This is a genomic window from Corallococcus sp. AB049A (assembly GCF_003668885.1).
Lineage (GTDB): Bacteria > Myxococcota > Myxococcia > Myxococcales > Myxococcaceae > Corallococcus > Corallococcus interemptor.
The window spans coordinates 15,098-36,450 of the sequence record NZ_RAWL01000030.1; the positions used below are offsets into that span (position 1 = coordinate 15,098).

Consider the following 21,353-nt stretch of genomic DNA (forward strand, 5'->3'; position numbering starts at 1 on the left):
CCCCCTCGACTTGAGGGAGCGGGGTTCTTCGTCATGCCTTGTCCGTGTCGCTGAGCGCCTTCGCCAGCAGCTCCGCCACGGCCTCCACGTTGGGAGCGCGCAGCAGCGTGTGGTGGTTGCCCGGCAGGCGGTGCGACTCCAGCCGGTCTCCCACGAGCGCCGTCCAGCCGCCGTCGGTGTCGCCCGAGTCCTCCGCCTGGATGCGCAGCACGCGCTGATCCATCGCGGGCGGGTGGTAGCGCCGGGCTGCTTCGAGGTTGGCCTCGAAGACCTGGAAGAGGGCCGTGGCGTCCACGCCGGGCGGCAGCGCTCCGGCCTGGGCCGCGGCGTCCAGCACCTTCTCCAGCGTCACCTCGGACTCCAGCGCCGCCAGGTCCACGCCCAGGTCCTGCGCGAACAGGCCCACCGCCAGCGCGCGGTCCAGGTCCGGCTCCGAGTCCGGCACCGTCTCCGGGACGTAGGAGTCGAACATCGCCACCAGCTCCACGGCTTCACCGGCCTCGCGCAGCTGGCACGCCATCTCGTAGGCGATGACGCCGCCCAGGGACCAGCCGCCAAGGCGATACGGACCGTGGGGCTGGACCTTCCGCACCTCGCGCACGTAGCTGGCGGCCAGGGCCTCCACCGTGTCCAGCAGCTGCCCTTCGCCGTCCAGGCCGTGGGCCTGGATCCCGTAGAAGGGCTGATCCGGCCCCAGCTTTCGAGCCAGCTCCGCGTAGGCCAGCACGTTGCCGCCCACCGGGTGCACGCAGAAGAACGGCGTGCCGGTGCCTGCGTTCGTGAAGGGCACCAGGGGCGTGAAGGGCTTCGGCCCGGCGGCGGGCAGCAGGACCGCGAAGCGCTCCACGCTGGGGGCCTGGAAGAGCGTCGACAGCGGGAGCTTCCGGCCCGTCTCCCGGTGCACCGCCGCCATCAGCCGCACCGCCAGCAGCGAGTGCCCACCCAGTTCGAAGAAGCTGGTGCGCACGTCCACCGCGGACACGCCCAGGGCTTCGGCCCAGAGGCGTTCAAGCAGGGCCTCCCGTTCGTCCCTGGGGCCGACCCTCGCTTCGGTGCTCGTGGCTTCGTCCACCGGCGCTGGCAGCGCCGCGCGGTCCACCTTGCCGTTCGGTGTCAGCGGCAGGACGGGCAGGGCGACGTAGGCCGCCGGCACCATGTAGTCCGGCAGCGACCGCTGGAGGTGGCTTCGGAGCGGCGCGGTGTCCACCTCCGGGGCCACGTACGCCACCAGCCGCTGCACTCCCGGCGCGTCTTCACGCACCAGCACCAGCGCGTCGCGGATGCCCGGGTGCATGCGCAGCGCGGCTTCGATCTCTCCCGGCTCGATGCGGAAGCCGCGCAGCTTCACCTGGAAGTCCACGCGCCCCATGAAGTCGAGCGTGCCGTCCTGCTTCCAGCGGACCCGGTCGCCCGTGCGGTACAGGCGGGCTCCGCGCTCGGTGCTGAACGGGTGGGGGATGAAGCGCTCGGCCGTGAGGTCCGGGCGGTTGCGGTAGCCCCGAGCCAGTCCTTCGCCCGCGAGGAACAGCTCCCCGGGGACGCCCACCGAGACGGGCGCCAGGTTCGCATCCAGCACATACACGCCCGTGTTCAGCAGGGGCCGCCCGATGACGGGCGTGGGGTGCGCCGTGCCCGAGATGCGCTCCCAGGTCGCATAGACCGTCACCTCCGTGGGGCCATACAGGTTGAAGGCCCGGGTGCGCCGCGTCTCCGCGAGCGTGCGCCACGTCACCTCGTCCACCGCCTCCCCCGCGAGGAGGACGTAGGCGGGCACGTGCGTCTGCACCAGCAGGCCCGCCTCCAGGAGCAGCTTGAACTGCGACGGAGTGCAGTCCAGGACGTCCACCCGGCGCTGCTCCAGCCACGCGAGCATCGCCTCCGGATCCTGCCGCACGGGCTCCGGGACGAGGCACAGGCAGTGGCCCTCCAGCATCAGGACGAGCTGCCCCACCGACACGTCGAAGTAGTACGGCGCGTTCACCGCCACCCTCAGCCCTCTGGGCGCTTCGGCGAAGCCCACCGCGTTCATCGCGTGCCTCAGGTGCGCCAGCGAGCGATGCCGCGCCATCACGCCCTTGGGCGTGCCCGTGGAGCCCGACGTGTAGAGGACGTACGCCAGGTGCTCCGGCCGCAGGGCCACGCGCGGATTGGCCGGCGACGACGCGTCGATGCGCCGCGCATCCACGTCCAGCCGCACCACGTGCCGCACCTGCGGCTGCCACGCCTCCAGGTGCGCCTGCGTCGTCAGCAGCACGGCCGCGCCGCTGTTCTCCAGGATGAAGGCCCGGCGCGCTTCCGGGGCCACCGGGTCCAGCGGCACGTACGCACCGCCCGCCTTGAGGATGCCCAGGATGGCGACGATGGCCTCTGGCGAGCGCTCCAGGCAGAAGGCCACCGGCACGTCCGGGCCCACGCCCAGCGAGCGCAGGTAATGCGCCAGCTGGTTCGCGCGCACGTTGAGCTGGTGGAAGGACACCGTCGTGTCGCCCATCACCACGGCGGGGGCCTTGGGCGTGCGCGTCACCTGCTGTTCGAAGCGCGCTGCGAAGGACAGGTCGCTTTCAAAGGGGGCCGTCTCGCCGCTCCACTCCTCCAGCACCCACTGGCGCTCCTCGGCCGTCAGCAGGGGCAGGGCGTCCAGTGCGGCATCGGGCTTCGCGACCGCGCCCTCCAGCAACTGGAGGAAGTGCTCGGACAGTCTTCGGGCCGTGGCGGGCTCGAAGAGGTCCGTGGCGTAGGAGAGGACGCCCTCGAAGCCTCGCTCCGTGCGGCCCAATGACAGGTCCAGGTCGAACTTCGTCGTGGGCAGGTCCACCTCCACCGGACGCAGCGTCAGCTCCGGTAGGCGCACCTCCGCGTCCGGCACGTTCTGGAGCACGAAGAGCGCCTGGATGAGCGGCGTGCGCGACAGGTCGCGCGTGGACTGCACCGCTTCCACCAGCCGCTCGAAGGGGAGGTCCTGGTGTTCGTACGCGCCCAGCGTGGTGGCGCGCACCTGCGCGAGCAACCTCCGGAACGACGGCTGACCGTCGAACCTCGCGCGCAGCACCAGCGTGTTCACGAAGAAGCCGATGAGGCCTTCTGTCTCCGCGTGGCGCCGGCCCGCGATGGATGTGCCCACCAGCAGGTCGTCCTGTCCTGAGTACCGGTACAGCAGCGTCTGGAACGCCGCGAGCAGCACCATGAAGGGCGTGGCGCCCTCCGCCTGGGCCAGGGCCTCCACGGCTTCACTCAAGGCTGGGGACAGACGCACCGGGAAGGCCGCGCCGCTGGCGGACCGCTGGGGCGGACGGGGTTTGTCCGTGGGCAGAGTCAGGGCCTGCGGGGCTCCGGCCAGCTGCTGCTTCCACCAGGCGAGCTGCGCATCCAGGGCCTCGCCCTGGAACCAGCCGCGCTGCCATACGGCGAAGTCCGGGTACTGCACCGGCAGCGGGGCCAACGGTGAGGGCTGGCCCTGGCGGAAGGCCTCGTAGAGCGCGGTGACTTCGCGCACCAGGATGCCCATGGACCAGCCGTCTCCGATGGCGTGGTGCAGGCACAGGAGCAGGACGTGCTCCTGTGCTCCCAGCTTGAGGAGCGTGAGGCGCGCGAGCGGCCCTACGTCCAGATGGAAGGGCGTCAGTGCGTCCTCGCTCGCGAGCCGGACGGCCTCGGCTTCTCTCGCGTCCTCCGGGAGGTCCGTCAGGTCCACCACCGGCAGGACTCCGGTGGGGGCGGGGTGCACGTGCTGGCGGGGTTCTCCGTCGACGGTTTCGAAGGTGGTGCGCAGCGCTTCGTGGCGCTCCACCAGCGCGTCGAAGGCCTGCTGGAGCGCGGGCACGTCCACCGCGCCCGTGAGGCGCAGCGCCGCGGGCATGTTGTAGAGCGCGCTGCCCGGGTCGAGCTGATCGATGAACCACAGCCGCTGCTGCGCGAACGACAGCGGATGCGGGCCAGGGCCCTCCGCGGGGCGCAGCGGTGGCAGGGCGCTGGCCTCCGGTGCGTCCGGCAGCCGCTGGGCGAGCGCCGCCACCGTAGGGGACTCGAACAGCGCCCGGACGCCCACGTCCACGCCGAACCGTTCACGGATGCGGGACACCAGCTGCGTGGCCAGCAGGGAGTGGCCTCCCAGCTCGAAGAAGTGGTCGTTGCGGCCCACGACGGGGATGTTCAACAGCTCCTCCCACAACGAGGCCAGGACCACCTCCGCGGGCGTCACCGGGGCCTCGTACGTGTGAGCGGCGCGCAGCCGCGCCTCCGGCGAGGGCAGCGCCTTGCGGTCCAGCTTGCCGTTGGGTGTCAGCGGCAGGACGGGCAGGATGACGAAGGCGGACGGCACCATGTACTCCGGCAGGTGCCGGCGCACATGCTCGCGCAGCACTTCCGTGTCGCCGTCCGTCACCACGTAGGCCACGAGCCTCGCGTCGCCCGGCACGTCCTCGCGCACCAGCGCGACCGCGTCTCGGACTCCGGCGTGCGTGCGCAGCGTGGCTTCGACTTCGCCTGGCTCGATGCGGTAGCCGCGCAGCTTCACCTGGAAGTCCAGGCGGCCCATGAACTCCAGTGTGCCGTCCTGCTTCCAGCGGGCCTTGTCTCCCGTGCGGTAGAGGCGCGCTCCCGGCTCCGCGCTGAACGGATCCGGCAGGAAGCGCTCGGCCGTGAGGTCCGGCCGGTTGAGGTAGCCGCGCGTGACGCCTTCGCCGGAGAAGCACAGCTCACCCGGCGTGCCGAAGGGGACAAGCCGCTGCCGGGCATCGAGCACGTACGCGTTGAGGTTCGCCAGCGGCCGGCCGATGACAGGCTCCGTCCGGGCGCGGCCCTGCATGGGCGCGGCCGTCGTGCCGACGGTGCACTCCGTGGGGCCGTAGGCATTGAAGGCGCGCGTGCGGTCCGTCGCCGCGAGCTTTCGCCATGACCCGGCATCCAGCGCGTCGCCGCCCAGCACGATGAGAGGTGGCACCCAGGAGCGCTCCAGCAGCCCGGCCGCCAGCAGCGGCTTGAGCTGCGCGGGCGTGCAGTCCAGCGAGTCGATGCGGTGCTCCTCCAGCCACGCGAGCATCGCCTCCGGCTCCAGACGCAGCGCGTCCGGGACGACGTGGAGGCAGTGGCCGTCGATGAGCTGGACCACGCGCTCCATCACCGCGTCGAAGTACAGCGGCGCGTTGACGGTGACGCGTTGCCCCCGGGGCTGGCCCGCGTAGAGCGCGCGGCCCATGGCCCGGTGAAGGTTGAGCACGGAGCGGTGTTGCACCATCACGCCCTTGGGCGTGCCCGTGGAGCCGGACGTGTACAGCACGTACGCCAGATGCTCCGGGCCCGTCAGCGACGGCAGGGGCTCATGCGAGAGGGCTCCCAGGCCGGCCTGCTCCACGTCGAGCCACAGCTCCTGGACGCCATACGGACTCCAGTCCCCGCATGCGGCCTCGGTCGTCACGAGCACGGCCGCGCCGCTGTCCTTCAACATGAAGTCCCTGCGCGCGGGCGGGGCTCCGGGGTCCAGCGGCACGAACGCGCCTCCGGCCTTGAGGACCGCGAGCAGCGCGACGATGGCCTCCACCGAACGCTCGATGCACAGGGCCACCCGCACCTCCGGGCCCACCCCCATGGAGCGCAGCCGCCACGCGAGCTGGTTCGCCCGCGTGTCGAGCTGCCGGTACGTCAGCGCCATCTCCCCGAACACCACGGCCGGGGCGTCCGGGGTGCGCGCCACCTGGCGCTCGATGAGGCCGTGCAGCGTGGCGTCGCGCTCGAAGTCCACCAGCTCGCCGCTGCCCATGCGCACCAGGCGCGCCAGCTCCTCCGGCGACACCAGCGACACGTCCGCCAGTGGCAGGTCGGGCGCGTCGCAGACGGCCTCCAGCAGCCGTCGCAGGTGCGCGACGATCCGCTCGATGGTGCTCGCATCGAACAGATCCGCCGCGTAGTGGATGCGACCCTCGTAGCCGTCGCGGGTCCGGTTCAGGTCCAGGGCCAGCTCGAACTGCGTGGGCGCTCCCTCTCCGAAGTCGGCCGGGGCCACGGTCAGGCCGGGCACGGCCAGCTCCGGCGCGGGCGCGTTCTGGAGCGCGAACATCGCCTGGAACAGGGGCGTGCGGCCCAGGTCGCGCTCGGGCTGGAGGGCGTCCACCAGGTGTTCGAACGGGATGTCCTGGTGCTCGTACGCGCCCAGCGTGGTGGCGCGCACCTGGGCCAGCAGCTCGCGGAAGGTCGTCTTCGCGCTGAAGCGGCCTCGCAGCACCAGCATGTTCACGAAGAAGCCGATGAGGTCCTCCGTCTCCGCGTGCCGGCGGTTCGCGATGGGTGAGCCCACCAGCACGTCGTCCTGTCCGGAGACTCGCGACAGCACGGCCTGGAACGCCGCCAGGAGCGCCATGAAGGGCGTGGCGCCTTCGGCCTGCGCCAGGGCCTCCACGCGCTCGCTCAGGATTCGAGGCAGCGTCACCCGGACCAGGCCGCCTCGCTGCGTGGCGGTGGCGGTCCTTGGCCGGTCCGTGGGCAGGTCCAGCACGAAGGGCGCTCCGGACAGCTGCTGCTTCCACCACTCCACTTGGGCCTGGAGCACGCCGCCCTGGAGCCAGCCGCGCTGCCAGACCGCGAAGTCCGCGTACTGCACCGGCAGCTCCGGCAGGGCGGCGTCGCGGCCCGCACGGCGGGCCTCGTAGAGGGCCGTGAGCTCCCGCACGAGGACTCCCAGCGACCAGCCGTCGGACACGATGTGGTGCAGGTGCAGCACCAGCAGGTGCTCGCGCGCTTCCAGCTTCAGGAGCAGCGCGCGGATCACCGGCCCGCGCGCGAGGTCGAACGGGCGCAGCGTCTCCGCGTGCCCCAGGCGCCAGGCTTCGGCCTGCCTCGCGGCGCGGCTGCCCAGGGCCGTCAGGTCCACCGTCTCCAGGGGGACGTGGCCCTCCGGGTGGATGTCCTGCACCGGCTTGCCCGCCTCCATGCGGAACGTGGTGCGCAGGGATTCATGCCGCGCCACCAGCGCGTCCAGACTGGCGCGCAGCGCGTCCACGTCCAGGTCGCCGGTGAGGCTCAAGGCCAGCGGCATGTTGTAGAGCGGGCTGCCTTGTTCCAGCTGGTCGATGAACCACAGCCGCTGCTGCGCGAAGGACAGCGGCGGCGCGGTCGTCCTCTCGGCTCGGACCAGTGGCGGTGCCTGGGTGCGGCGCGCGTTCACCAGCCGCTCCGCCAGCGACGCCACCGTGGGTGAGCGGAACAGCTCGGCCAGCGGCAGCTCCACGCCCAACGTCGAACGGATGCGCGACACCACCTGCGTGGCCAGCAGCGAGTGCCCTCCCAGCTTGAAGAAGTCGCCATGGAGGTCCACGGCCTCCAGGTGCAGCACGTCCGCCCAGATGTCCGCGAGCGCCTTCTCCAGCGCGCTCCGGGGCGCGGAGGTGGCGCTGTCCGCGGCACGGGCTCTCGGCGTGGGCAGGACCTTGCGGTCCACCTTGCCGTTGGGGCTCAGGGGCAGCTCCGGCAACACCACGATGGCCGAGGGCACCATGTAGTCCGGCAGCTGCTTCTGCACGGCCACCCGCAGCGCGCCCGTGTCGATGCCGTCGCTGGAAACGACGTAGGCCACGAGGCGCTTGTCGCCGGGCACGTCCTCGCGCACCACGACCACCGCCTCCTGGACTTCGGGCGACTGGCGCAGCACGGCTTCGACCTCGCCCGGCTCAATCCGGAAGCCTCGCAGCTTCACCTGGAAGTCGGTGCGGCCCAGGAACTCCAAGGTCCCGTCGCGCCGCCAGCGCACGCGGTCGCCCGTGTCGTAGAGGCGTGCACCGGGCCCGGTGGCGAAGGGGTGGGGGATGAAGCGTTCGGCGGTGAGGTCCGGCCGCTGGAGGTAGCCCCAGGCCAGGCCGTCTCCGCCCACGTACAGCGTGCCCGGCACTCCGGCCGGCACGGGCTGGAGCGCCGTGTCCAGCACCCACACCGTGGAGTTGGTCAGCGGCCGGCCAATGGACACCGAGCTGCCCACGGCATCCCCGGCGCGCAGCGTGTGCGTGGCGGAGATCGTGGTGTTCTCCGTGGGGCCGTAGGCGTTGATCAGCACCGCGCTCGCGGGCAGCCGCTTCACGTGTTCGCGCACGCGATCCACGGGCAGCACGTCGCCCCCCGCCATCACCTGCTTCACCCGGGCCAGCGCGTCGCCCTGGTGGAGCACCATCTGGTCGAAGAGGGCGGCGGTGAGCAACAGCGTGGTGATGGCCTCGCGCCGCAGCAGCGCTCCCAGCTCCTCCAGCGACAGGGCCTTGGGCGGCGCCAGCACCAGGGTCGCGCCGTGGAGGAGCGCGCTCCAGATCTCCAGCGTGGACCCGTCGAACGCGATGGGGGCCAGCTGGAGGATGACCTCCTCTTGACCGAAGTGGATGAAGTCCGCGCCTCGCACCAGGCGGGTGATGCCCCGGTGCGGGATGCACACGCCCTTGGGCCGGCCGGTGCTTCCCGACGTGAACATCACGTAGGCCAGCGCGTCAGCGGGCACGTCCAGGTCCAGCGGCGTCTCCGGCTGCCGCGCGATGACCGCTTCATCCGCGTCCAGCAGGACCTGGAGGTCCGTGACCTGGGGCAGTTCGTCCGCCAGTGCCTCCTGCGTGACGAGCACGCTGACGCTGGCCGCCTGGAGCATCCAGGTGATGCGCTCCGCGGGCGCCTTCGCGTCCACCGGCACGTAGGCCGCGCCGGCCTTGAGGATGCCCAGCAGACCCGTGATGAGGTCGAAGGACCGCTCCAGGCTCAGGCCCACCCGGTGGCCGGGCCGCACACCCTGGCGGCGCAGGTGGTGCGCCAGCTGGTTCGACGCGCGCTCCAGCGCCGCGTACGTGAGCGACTTCGCGCCAGACTTGAGCGCGATGGCGTCCGGGGTGCGCGCGGCCTGCTCCGCGAAGAGCGCGGGCACGGACGCGTCGCGTGGGTAGTCCCGGGCCGTGTCGTTCCAGGCGACGAGCAGCCGCTGACGCTCCGCCTCCGTCAGCCACGGCAGCTGGGACAGCCGTGTGTCAGGCGCGCGGACGGCGGCCTCCAGCAGCACGCGCAGGTGCTCCGCCATGCCGGCCACCGTGGACGGTTCGAACAGGTCCTCGTTGAAGACGAGGGCGCCGTCGAACCCACCGGGCGTGCGCATCAGCGCGAACTGAAGGTCGAAGAGGGTGACGTCCGCGTGGGCCTCCAGCAGGCGCAGCGTCAGGCCCGGCAGGGACAGCTCCGGCATGGGTGCGTTCTGGAGCGCGAAGGTCACCTGGAACAGCGGCGTACGGCTCAGGTCGCGCTCCGGCTGGAGCACCTCCACCAGCTTCTCGAACGGCAGGTCCTGGTGCTCGTACGCGCCCAGCGTGGTGGTGCGGACCGCCTCCAGCAGCTCCCGGAAGCGGAGCGTGTCGCGCACCCGCGTGCGGAGCACCACCGTGTTCGCGAAGAAACCGATGAGGGCTTCGGCCTCCGCGTGTCGGCGGCCCGCGATGGGCGCCCCCACGAGCACGTCCTCCTGGCCCGCGTACCGGTGCAGCAGCAGCTGGAAGGCCGCGAGCAGCACCATGAAGGGCGTGGTGGCGGTCTGCTTCGCCAGCGTCTCCAGCGCATGGCTCAGGCCGCTCGGCAGCGTCAGGGGCTGCACGCCGGCCCGGAAGGACTGGCGCGCCGGACGCGGGTGGTCCGTGGGCAGCTCCAGGAAGGGCGCGGCGCCTTCCAGCTGCCCGCGCCAGTACGCCAGCTGCGATTCCAGCACGTCCCCCTGGAGCCATCCGCGCTGCCAGAGGGCGTGGTCCGCGACCTGGACCGGCAGCTCCGGCAGCGGCGACGGTCGCTCCTCGGAGAACGCCGTGTAGAGCGCGCCCATCTCGCGCACCAGCACGCCCGTGGACCAGCCGTCGGAGATGATGTGGTGCGTGTTGAGCAGCAGCCGGTGCTCGGTGGGGCCCAGCTTCATCAGGAGGCCTCGGAACAGCGGGCCCTGCTCCAGGTCGAACGGGGTGCGCGTCTCCTCCAGCGCCAGCCGCGACGCCTCCGCCTCACGCGCCTCCGCCGTCGGGAGCGCGGAGAGGTCCACGTTCCGCAGCGGCATGGGGAAGGGCGGGTGGATGACCTGCGACGGCGTGCCTTCGTGCGAACGGAAGGTCGTGCGCAGCGCTTCGTGACGGCGCACCAGTTCGTCGAACGCCGCGAGCATCACGATGATGTCCAGCGTGCCTTCCAGCGCGATCATGCTCGGCAGGCTGTAGGCGTTGCCCGCGGTGCCCAGCTGTTCGATGAACCACAGCCGCTGCTGCGCGAACGACAGGGGCAGCACTTCGGGCCGCTCCGTTCGGACCAGCGCGGGCAGGGCGGACGCCGGGGCCTCTGGCTTCCGGAGCGCGTCGATGCGTTCGGCCAGCGCCGCGACCGTGGGGCCTTCCAGCAGGGCTCGCAGCGGCAGCTCCACGGCGAAGTGCGTGCGGATTCGCGATACCAGCTGCGTGGCCAGCAGGGAGTGGCCTCCCAGCTCGAAGAAGCCGTCGTGGCGGCCCACGGCGGGGACTCGCAGCACTTCGGACCAGAGTGGGATCAGTGCTGCTTCGGTGGGGGTTGCCGGCGGTTCGATGACGCGCTCGGTGGCGGGGGCGGACTCCGGCGCGGGCAGGGCCTTGCGGTCCACCTTGCCGTTGGGCGTGAGGGGCAGGGCGTCCAGCGCGATGAACGCGGCGGGCACCATGTACTCCGGCAGGCGCTGACGCACGTGTTCGCGCAGGGGCGACGTGTCCACCTGGGGCGCGACGTACGCGATGAGCCGGTCGTCGTGGACCTGCACCACCGCGTCCCGGATGCCCGGGTGCGCGCGCAGCGTGGCTTCGATTTCGCCTGGCTCGATGCGGTTGCCGCGCAGCTTCACCTGGAAGTCCAGGCGGCCCATGAAGTCGAGCGTGCCGTCCTCTCTCCACCGGGCCTTGTCGCCCGTGCGGTAGAGGCGCGCTCCAGGCTCAGCGCTGAATGGATCCGGCAGGAAGCGCTCGGCGGTGAGGGCGGGCTGGCCCAGGTAGCCTCGCGCGAGGCCTTCACCCGCGAGGCACAGCTCCCCTGGCGTTCCGATGGGTGCCAGGCGCAGGTTCGCGTCGAGCACGTAGGCGCGCAGGTTGGCGATGGGCCTGCCGATGACGGGCACCGGCTGGGGCGCGCCCTGGACGACGCTGACCGTCGCGTCCACGGTGACCTCCGTGGGGCCATAGCCGTTGTAGGCGCGGCCTCGCTTCGCCGCGGCCAGCTGCCGCCAGGTCACCTCGTCCATCGCCTCGCCGCCGATGGAGAAGTGCTTGGGGACGTGGTTGCGCTCCAGCAGCCCAGCGGCCAGCAGGAGCTTGAGCTGCGACGGCGTGCTGTCGAACACGTCGATGCGCTCACGCTCCAGCCACGCGAGCAGCGCCTCCGGCTCCAGGCGCACGTCCTCCGGGACGATGACCAGGCAGTAGCCGGACAACAGCTGGATCACCTGTTCGATGGACGCGTCGAAGTACAGCGGCGCGTTCACGGTGATGCGCTGAGCGGGCGGCAGGTCCTCGTAGATGCTCAACGTCATCGACTTGTGCAGGTGGAGCACCGAGCGGTGCTGCACCATCACGCCCTTCGGCGCGCCCGTGGAGCCCGACGTGTAGATGACGTAGGCGACGTTCTCCGGGCCCGCCACCGGCGGCGGGTTCTCCGAGAACCTGTCCGACTGTCCGACAGGTTCCGCGTCCAGCAGCACCCGGTGCGGCACGTCCGGGTGCCACGCATCTTGCAGCGCCTGCGTCGTGATCAGCACGGACGCCCGGCTGTCCTCGATGACGAACGACTTGCGCGCCGCCGGGGCCTTGGGGTCCAGCGGCACGAAGGCTCCACCGGCCTTGAGCACCGCGAGCAGCGCGACGATGACCTCCGCCGACCGCTCCAGGCACAGGGCCACCGTCGCCTCCGGGCCCACGCCCAGCGAACGCAGGTGCCACGCGAGCGGGTTGGCCCTCGCGTTGAGCTGACGGAAGGACAGCGTCGTCTCGCCGAACTTCACTGCGTCCGCGTCGGGTGTCTCCGCGGCCTGCCGTTCGAAGCGGCCGTGCACCGTGGAGTCGCGCTCGAAGCCCACGATGTCACCGAGGCCCGCGCGCAACAGCCACGCGCGGTCTTCAGCGGACACGAGGGACACGTCGGCCAGCCGGACTCCGGGCCGGGCCAGCTCCTCCAGCGCCTGCCGCCACTGGCCCAGCACGCGGCGCACGGCGTCCTCGTCGAAGCGGCTCGCGTCGTAGGTGAGGTGCAGCTGGAGTTCGCGGCCCGGCAGCACCGAGGCCGCCAGCGGGTAGTTCGTGCTCTCGCCCATCACCAGGTCGCGCAGGTCCAGCGCGGTGGAGCGGCGCAGCAGGGATTCGTCGAAGGGGTAGTTCTCGAAGATGAGCAGCGACTGGAAGAGCGGCTGTCCCCGGGGGATGTCGCTCCACCCGTGCGCGGCGACCAGCGGCGTGTGCTGGTGCTGCTGGATGCCCAGCAGCTTCGCCTGCACGGACTGGAGCCACGGCAGCACGGGCGCGTCTCCGTCCGGCAGCGAGACGCGGACCGGCAGCGTGGCGATGAGCAGGCCCAGCATCGCCTCCGAGCCCGCCAGCTCCGGCGGACGGCCCGCCAGCGTGGTGCCGAACAGCACGTCGCGTGTGTCCGCGTGGCGCGCCAGCACCAGCGCCCAGGCCGCCTGCGTCAGCGTGTTGAGCGTGAGCTGGTGCTGCTTCGCGAAGGCATCCAGCGCCGCGGTCCGGGCCTCTGGAATCACGAGCGCCAGGTCGGGTTGATTCACCACGCCCGTGGGTTGCGAGGACGGCGGACGCACCGCCGGCAGGGGCGTGGGCGATGACAGGCCGGCCAGCTGGCCGCGCCAGAAGCGTTCGTCCTCGGCGGCGTCACGCTGGCCCAGCCACGCGATGTAGTCGCGGAACGGCGGACGTCCGGCGGCGGGCAGCGGCGTCCCGGCGCGCAGGGCGTCGTAGAGGGCGAAGACCTCCTGGAAGAACAGGCCCAGGCTCCAGCCGTCGAACAGCAGGTGGTGGTGGCTCCACACGCAGCGCCAGCGCGCGTCCGCCAGCCGCACGATGGTCATGCGCGACAGCGGCGCTCGCGACACGTCGAAGCCGCGCGAGCGGTCCTCGGCCATCAGGCGGTCCAGGCCGGACTGCTGCGCTGCTTCCGGCAGGTGGCGCCAATCATGCACTTCGAACGGCAGCGTCGCGTGCGAGTGCACCGCCTGCAGCGGCGTCTCCAGGTCCTTCCACACGAACGCGGTGCGCAGGATGGGGTTGCGGTCCACCGCCGTCTGCCACGTGCGCTGCAACAGCGCGACGTCCAGGTCCGAGTGGAACGTCCACGCGGTGTGCTCGACGTAGAAGCCCGCGTGCGGATCCTCCAGGGCGTGGAAGAGCATGCCCTCCTGGAGCGGGGACAGCGGGAACAGGTCCTCCACCGTGGGGCCCTGCGCCGCCAGCACCGCGTCCAGCGAGGCCTGGGAGAGGCGCGCCAGGGGGAAGTCGCTCGGCGTGCGGCGGCGCGCGTCCTCCGAGTGGCGCTGGGTGATGAGCTCGCGCAGCGCGGAGAGGAAGCGCTGGGACAGGGCCCGCACGGTCTCTTCGTGATGCAGCTGCGGGCTGTAGCCGAAGGCCAGGCGCAGCCGTCCATCCAGCACCGAGCCGTCCACCACCAGCGCGTGCGGATGCGCGGCCTGGGGCGCGACGTTCGGGCCCACGGGCTCGTCGCTCATGGCGAAGAGGGCGCTCGCGGCGGCCGAGCCGTCCAGCTGTCCCAGGTAGTTGAACGACACCTGCGCCTGGGGCAGCGCGGCCAGCCGGGCGCGCGTCTCCACGGGGCCCAGGTGACGCAGCAGCCCGAAGCCGATGCCCCGGCCGGGCCACGCGCGCAGCGTGTCTCGCACGGCGCGCAGCCGGTCTCCCAGCGTGCCCTCGGAGGGCAGCCGCAGCAGGGCCGGGGTGAGGGACGTGAACCACCCCACGGTGCGCGACACGTCCGCGTCCGCGAACAGCTCCTCGCGGCCGTGGCCCTCCAGGTCGATGAGGATGTCCGGCTTGCCGGTCCACTCGCTGAGCGCCACACCGAGCGCGGTCAACAGCACGTCGTCGATGCGCGCACGCCACGCGCCCGGCGTCTCCTGGAGCAGCAGCCTCGTGGCTTCCGCGTCCAGCTCCGCGGCCACCGTCTGGTGCGTGGCGTAGGTGCGCGGCCCCGGCCCATCCACGGGCAGCGGTGCCACGTCCGCGCGCGCCGCCTCCAGCCAGAAGGCGGCCTCCGCGCCGATCACGTCCGACAGGGCGTGCGTCTCCAACCGCCGGGACCACGCCAGGAAGGAAGTCGTCTTCGCGGGCAGCGTGACGCCCTGGCCGGACTGGAGCTGGCGATAGGCCGTCTCCAGGTCCTCGATGAGGATCCGCCACGACACCGTGTCCACGACCAGGTGGTGGATGACGAGCAGCAGGCGCTGCTCCTCGCCCGGCCCGAAGTGGAACAGCACCGGCCGCACGAGCGGCGGCGCGGCCAGGTCGAAGGACGCCTGCACGCGCGTGGCCTCCGCTTCCATGGCGGCCCGGCGCGCTTCGGCCGGGAGCGCGGAGAGGTCCACCTGGAGCAGCGTGAGCGTGGCTTCGTCCGGCCCGGCGTCTCGCTGGCGCCAGGTGCCTTCGGGGCCCCGGAGGTAGTGCAGGCGCAGGGCGTCGTGGTGGACGACGAGCGCCTTCAAGGCCTGCTCCAGGTGCGCGGGCGAGAGCGGCTGCCGCGCCTTCAGGAGCAGGGCGTGGTTGAAGTGGTGCGCGTGCACGGGCTCGCGCTCCAGGAAGCCCGCCTGGATGGGGGTGAGGGGCACGTCGCCCACCACCGGGCCCTGCTCCGCGAGGCTGGCCGCGCTCACCCGGGCCACGGCCGCCAGCGCGCCCAGGGTGGGGTGCTGGAAGAGGTCCTTCACCAGCAGCTGCACGCCGGCCTGCCGCGCCTTCGCGACGACCTGGAGGCTGATGATGGAGTCGCCGCCCAGCTCGAAGAAGTTGTCGTCCAGACCCACGCGCTCCACGCGCAGCACCTGGGCCAGCACCTGCGCCAGCGTCCGCTCCATGTGCGTGCGGGGCGCGACGTACTCACGGCGTGAGGCGCGCTGGCCCTCGGGGGCGGGCAGGGCCTTGCGGTCCACCTTCGACTGCGCCGTCAGCGGCAGGGCCGCGAGGGTGACGAACGCGGAGGGCAGCATGAACTCCGGCACGCGCTGGCGCATGAAGTCGCGCAGCGCGCTCGTGTCGAGCAGCCCGCCGTCCGGGACGACGTAGGCCACGAGCCGCTTGTCGCCGGGCACGTCCTCGCGCACCCAGGCCACGGCCTCGCGCACGTGGGGCCAGGCTCGCAGGGCGGCCTCCACCTCCGCCAGCTCGATGCGGAAGCCGCGCACCTTCACCTGGTGATCCACGCGGCCCAGGAACTCCATCACCCCGTCGCGCCGCCAGCGCGCCAGGTCGCCCGTGCGGTAGAGGCGCTCTCCGGGCCGGGAGGAGAAGGGGTGCGGGACGAAGCGCTCCGCGGTGAGGTCCGGCCGGGACGCGTAGCCGCGCGCCAGGCCGTCGCCTCCGACGTACAGCTCGCCGGGGACGCCCGGGGGCACCGGCTGTCCGTGCGCGTCCAGCACGTAGAGCTGCGTCTGCGCGATGGGCCGGCCAATGGGCATCGTCGTGCCCACGGACGCCGCGTCCGGCACGGAGTATGTGGACGCGAGGAGGGTCGTCTCCGTGGGGCCGTAGCAGGCCGTGACGGCGGTCCCCAGGCCGGACTCCAGCACCCGACGCACGTGGACCGGTGACACGACGTCACCACCCACGAGCACGCGCCGCACGCCGCGCAGCGCCTCCAGGTTCACGTCCACGACCTGCGTGAAGAGGCCCGACGTCAGGAGCAGCGTGGTGACGCCGTGGCGCTGGAGGACCTTCGCCAGCAGGTCCACGTCCGACGGGGACGTGGGCGGGAACACCGCCAGCTTTCCGCCGTGCAGCAGCGGTCCCCAGATCTCCAGCGTGGTGGGGTCGAAGGAGATGGGCGCCACGAGCAGGAACGTCTCCTCCGGCCCCAGGTGCCCGTACGTCGGGTGGTGCAGCAGGCGCATCACCGCGCGGTGATCCACCGCGACGCCCTTGGGCCGGCCGGTGCTGCCGGACGTGAAGTCCACGTAGGCCAGGTGGCGCGAGCGCAGGCCGGTGTCCTCCACTCGCGACGTGGGCAGCTCCGCGACGGGCGCCTCCTCCACGAAGAGGGACGGCAGCTCCACCGGCAGCGCTTCGCGCGTCCTGCGCGTGGTGATGAGCAGCTTCGCGGGGGCGTCCTCCAGCATCGCGGTCAGGCGCGGCGCCGGGTACGACGCATCCAGCGGCACGTACGCGCCCCCGGCCTTGAGGATGCCCAGCAGGGCGACGATGAGCTCCACCGAGCGGTCCAGCGAGACCGCCACCAGCACGTCGGGGCCCACGCCGTGCTGGCGCAACAGGTGCGCCCACTGGTTCGAGCGCGCGTCCAGCTGCGCGTAAGTCAGGCGCTCGTCACCGGACTCCAGGGCCACCGCGTCGGGGCGCAGCTCGGCCTGACGGGCGAAGAGGTCCGGGATGCACGCGTCATGCGGGTAGTCGCGGAACGTGTCGTTCCAGGCGTCCAGGACCTGGTGACGTTCCGTATCCGCCAGCAACGGCAGCAGGGCGATGGGTGTCTGGGGGCTTGAGACGACGGCGCGCGCCAGGCCCACCAGGTGCTCCGCCATGCGCTCGATGGTGGCCGCGTCGAAGAGGGCGGTGGCGTACTCCAGGCTGCAGGTGAAGCCGTCGCGGCCTTCCAGTACCTCGAAGCCCAGATCGAACTTGGACGTGTCCGTGGGCACGGTCACGCCGCTGAGCGCCAGCCCCGCGGGACGGGCCTCGGACTCCGGCGTGTTGACGACGTTGATGCTCACCTGGAACAGCGGTGTGCGGCTCAGGTCTCGCGGCAGGTTCAGCGCGTCCAGCACGCGTTCGAACGGAGCGTCCTGGTGTGCGTAGGCCTCCAGGGCCTGGGTGCGCACGCGGCGCAGCAGCTCCGCGAAGGATGGCAGGCCGGAGAGCTTCGCGCGGAAGGGCAGGGTGTTGATGAAGCACCCCATCAGCCACTCGACCTCCGGACGGGTGCGGCCCGCGATGGGCGTGCCCACCACGAAGTCGTCCTGGCCGGAGTAGCGCGACAGCACCGTCTGGAAGAGCGCCATCAACACCATGAACGACGTGGCGCCGTGCTTGCGGCCCAGGGCCAGCAGCGGTGTGGACACGTCCGGGGGCAGCGTGAACCGGTGCCGGGCACCCGCGAAGGAGATGACAGCGGGACGCGGCCGGTCCGTGGGCAGCTCCAGGTTGGGCGCTCCGGAGAGCCGCTGCTTCCACCAGGAGAGCTGGGCCTCCATCTCGCCGCCGTCCAGCCACGCGCGCTGCCACACGGCGTAGTCCGCGTACTGCACCGGCAGCTCCGGCAACGGGGACGGGAGGCCCGCGCGGAACGCGGCGTAGTTCGCCGTCAGCTCGTGCGCGATGACCATGTTGCACCACGCGTCGGACACCGCGTGGTGGAAGACGAGCGCCAGCACGTGCACCTGGGGCTCCAGGCGCAGCAGCGTCGCGCGCAGCACGGACTTCTCCAGGTCGAACGGCAGCAGCACGTACGCCTTGCAGAAGCGCAGCATCTCCGCTTCGCGCGCTTCGGGCGTGTCGCCCGCCAAGTCGCGCCGCTGGAGCGGCAGGCCTCGCGGCGGGTGGATGTTCTGCACCGCGCGGTCGCCCTCCAGTGAGTACGTGGTGCGCAGCACCTCATGCCGCGCCACCAGCGCATCCAGCGCGGACTGGAGTGCGTCTGTGTCCAGCTCTCCGACGAGGCGGAAGAGGGACGGGTTGTTGTACGCACCGCTGCCGGGCTCCAGCTGCTGGAGGTACCAGAGGCGCTGCTGCGCGAAGGACAGGGGCAGCGGCGTGTCGCGGCCCACGCGCGGAATGGGCGGCGGCCCCGCGTTCACGAGAGGAGCATTCGCACCAGAGGAAGGCGTTACGGCGTTCGGGCCAGCAGGATGCGCTCCAGGCCGCAGGGCCTCCGTACCGGTGAGCTGCGCTCCAGGTCGTGCGGCTTCCGCACCGGTGGGCGCCACGGGACGCGGAGCCTCCACGGCGGGACGCGCCACGGGCGGAGGGGGGAGCCGCGACGGTGAGGCCACCGGCTCCACGCGGCCATCCGCGCGCAGGCGGGCATGGCGGCCCGTGCGGTACAGCCTGGCCGCGGACTCGCGAGGGTGCGGCACCAGGCGGCGGTGCTCTTCATCACCCGCGCGCCACAGCGCCGTGGGGAGGCCTGCTCCCGCGAGGGCCAGCTCGCCCACCACGCCCGCGGGCACCGGCTGTCCGGCCGCGTCCAACACCCAGGCCTGGAGGTTCGCGGGGATGCGCTCGCGCGGGGTGCGTGGCAGCAGCGCTCCCTCCTGGGCATCACCCGACAGCCACACCTCCACGCCCGCGGCCCGGTGCAGCGCCGCGCCCAGCTCCACCGACGCGCCCTCCACCACCAGCGCACCCACTCGGGACAGCGACTCGCGCGCCCCGGGCAGCTCGCTCAACGTGCGCGCCAGACGGGCCGACGTGTGCACCAGCACCGCGCCGGACTGACGCGCCAGCTCCAGCAGGCCCTCCACGCCCGCTTCGGCCTCCACCAGCACCTGCTCCTGGCGGGCCGTGGCCTCCGCGTCCATGCGCTCGCGCACCACCGCCAGCCGGCGCAGGCCCTCCAGCACCACCGGGGTGTCCAGGCCGAAGTCGATGAGCGCCGCCACCTCGTCCACATCCGCCGCGCGCACGTCACGCAACCGCCGCAGCGCGCCGTCCACCGTGCCCACGAGTCCCGTCGTCTTGGCGTGGTGCTCGAACGTGTGCTCCAGCAGCGCGTTGATGTCGTCCGGAGACAGCTTCTGGATGTCGCCCTGGTAGCCCTGGGTGAGCAGCAGCGACGTGACGATGTCCACCGAGCTGCGGAAGTACGCGAGCAGCGGCTGGCGCACGAGCCGCAACACCTCCTGCTCGTCGTCGCCCAGGTACGTGTGCAGCATGCAGGTGATGTGGCCGCGGCCCGGGTGGCCATTGCGGCGCCACGCGTCCCGGTACAGCGCCACCTTTGGCTTCAGCTCCTCCAGCGAATGGGACAGCAGGCCCGTCAGCACGCCCGCGCCCAGCTCGCCCGCCATGCGGAAGGTCTCCGGGTTGGACGTGGCGGTGAGCCACACCGGCAGCTCCTTCTGCACCGGCTTCGGACGCAGCGCGCCCTCCACGGTGGTGCCCGCGCCGCCGGGACGCTTGAAGCGCTCGCCGCGCCACAGCGCGCGCAGCGTGGCCAGCTTCTCCAGGAGGATGTCGCGGCGCCGCTCGAAGTTGGCTGGCGCGAAGGTGAAGTCCTGCGTGTGCCAGCCCGTGGCCACGGACAGGCCCACGCGGCCCTGGGACACGTTGTCCACCACGGACCACTGCTCCGCGATGATCAACGGATCATGCAGCGGCAGCACCACGCTGCCCGAGCGCACGTGCACGTGCTTCGTGACGGCCGCGATCGCGGCGGAGATGACCGCCGGCTGCGGGTACAAACCGCCAAACGAGTGGAAGTGCCGCTCCGGCGTCCAGATGGCGGAGAACCCGTTCGCGTCCGCGTACTTCGCGCCCTCCATCAGGAGCTCGTACTTGGGGCCCTGGAGCGTGTCCTCGTCGTTCGCGAAGTAGATGAGGCTCAGGTCCATGGCCTTCGCGCGAGGCCCGCCCCCGTGCAGGTTCACCAGCCCCGCGGTGATGCGCTCCGGCGGGTACACCACGCGCAGTCCGCGCGTGAGCGCCCACAGCGCCTCCAGCTCCGGGCGGTCCGCGGACGGCTCGCTCGCGGACAGCCATGCGCCGCCATCCGGGGGCGACAGGCGCGTGTCCAGGGCGGTGAAGAACTCCGCCAGCTCGCGGTGTCCCAGGGCCCACGCGGGCTGCCCCGGGTCCGTGGGCAGTAGCCACGCCAGGGTGTTCGCGTCAGCGGAGACGCTGGACGAAGCCCCCTGGGCCCCCACGTCCTCCACGTACACGACGCGTGAGGCCTCCACTCGCACGGAGGCCACCAGGTTGCGCGTGGTGACGAGCACCGGCACGCGGGCGCCTTCCGGCGCGTAGACGGACAGCCGCGCCAGATCCGCGGGGCCCAGCGCGATGGCCGCGCCACCCGCGGACAGCACGGCCCACAGCGCGGACAGCTTCTCCGGCGATGAGCGCAGGCACACCGCCACGGGCGTCCCCGCCGGCACACCCAGGGCCTTCAGGCGCGAGGCCAGGGCCTCCGCTCGGCCGCCCAGCTCCGCCCAGGTCCAGTGCGTGTCCCCACGCGAGACGGCGATGGCGTCCGCGTGACGCTCGCGACGCTCGGCGAGGAGGGCCGGCACGGAGGTGAAGCCCGCTGAGGTCCGAGGCGCGGGCCAGGCCTGGCGCTCGGCCTCCGTGGCCAGGGGCAGGTGGGAGACGGGCGTCTCCGGCCGGGCCAGCGCGGCGCCGAGCAGCACCTGGAAGTGCTCCACGAGCCGCGCCACGGTGGCCGCGTCGAACAGCTCCGTCGCGTACTCCAGGGCGCCGTGGACGCGGCCGTGGGACTCGGAGAGCACGAGCGTGAGGTCCGCCAGCGTGGCGCCCCACTGCACGGGCGTGCCCGGCACCTCCACCAGCGAGCCACGCAGGCCGGTGAGGTTCAGCGTCGTGGCGCCCGCGGCCGCACCCGTGTGGTAGACGAACACCGAGTCCGTCATCCGTCCGCGGCCGATGTCCTTGCCTGGGATGAGGGCTTCCACCAGGTACTCGAACGGAACGTCGGGACGCGTCTGCGCGTCGGCGACCTCTTCGCGCACCTGGGCCAGCAGCTCACGGAACGTGAGGCCGTCAGTGAAGCGCGTGCGGAACGCCGCCGAGTGCGCCACGTAGCCGATGAGCGGCAGCAGCTCCGGCCGCGTGCGGTTGGCGATGGGCGTGCCCACGACGACGTCCGTCTGGCCGCTGTAGCGGTGCAGCACCGTCTGCCACGCGGCCAGCACGGCCATGTAGCCGGTGAAGCCCTCGCGGCGCGTGAAGGCCGTGAGCTCGCGGGCGAGCGCGGGCGGGAAGTCCACCGTCATGCGCGCGGAGGTGAGCGGGCTGTCCGTGGGGCGCGGACGGTCCGTGGGCAGGTCCAGCCTGCGAGGCATGCCGGCCAGCCGCTGCCGCCAGCCCTGGTCCTGCTCCGGCAGGTGGTTGCCCGCGACGCTGTGGCGCTGCCACGCGCCGAAGTCCGCGTACTGG

The 21,353-nt window shown here is 72.3% G+C and carries 1 protein-coding gene; it reads right to left on the reverse strand.

What is annotated here, in order from left to right; genetic code table 11:
* Positions 1 to 31: 31 nt before the first annotated feature.
* A partial coding sequence (locus D7X55_RS05470) for a non-ribosomal peptide synthase/polyketide synthase (RefSeq protein ID WP_121722431.1) occupies positions 32 to 21,353 on the reverse strand: 21,322 nt, incomplete at its 5' end.